Below are 935 nucleotides of genomic sequence, written 5' to 3'. Positions count from 1 at the left end.
TACAGGCTGTACAACCAATTACTTAACCAATAGTACTGAGGGGACTTATGGGGTACCTGTAACGGAACGTACCATCCCGCAACGTCTGCTCGATCGTAGTATCGAGCATACAGCAAAGATCAATGTTTATGGCTTACAAGAAGATCTACAAACCAATAGCCGAATAAGTATTGATAGCTTTTATAGTGAGGTCCTGCTTACAGGCGAGGTGCCAACAGAGGCCCTAAAAACGCAAATTGAAAAAGTAGTCGGCTCCATGCCCGATGTTCGCCGTGTTTATAACGAGCTAAATGTCAGTGTCGCTAGAGGTTATAGCTCAACCGTACATGATGGTTATATCACATCAAAATTGATGGCTAAAACTGCGGCTAATAATGGAGTCAAAGCATCACAATTAAAAGCTGTGACTAATGATGGTGTGGTCTATATCATGGGTAGAGTGACACCCACGCAGCAAAGCCATCTAATCGATATCGCCAACAGTACTGCTGGTATTACTGAATTGGTCTTACTAACGACAGTCGTAGACAATAGAGGTTTGCCTATTAATGACGCAGACATTATGTCAGAGAGTGAGCCCAAAAACGCTGCTACGCAAGCAACCGGTGCAGGACCTATTGTCAGAGAGATCGAACCTGCAACGGCCGCGGGCAACGTAGCACCCACTACGCCAGTAGCGAATAATAGTGCGTCAGAAGCTGGTGACCTAACTGAACAACCATCTTCTAGCCCTTATGTTGATTTATACCAAAATCCATAAGCTAGCTGGTGTTATGAGCGCTTCGTAAGGTAGAGCTATCCTTAGTCACAACTTTGGATCAATCGCTATGTCAGTCAACCTCTTGGTAACTACGAGCTGGCAATAATAAGGAGAACAAGAATGAAAGGTTCAAACTTTGATTATGCACAACAAGCAATGGACACGACTGCGTCAA

The 935-nt window shown here is 44.3% G+C and carries 1 protein-coding gene; it reads left to right on the top strand.

The annotated features are described in order from the left end of the window. The coding region (locus tag ACS8FD_RS17685; protein WP_439276815.1) for a BON domain-containing protein at positions 1-760 on the top strand (760 nt) is incomplete at its 5' end. Positions 761-935: the final 175 nt, after the last annotated feature.

This window comes from Psychrobacter sp. 1U2 (genome assembly GCF_051847575.1).
The sequence above is the reverse complement of the archived record's forward strand: the minus strand, read 5'-3'. Positions and strand labels throughout refer to the sequence as shown.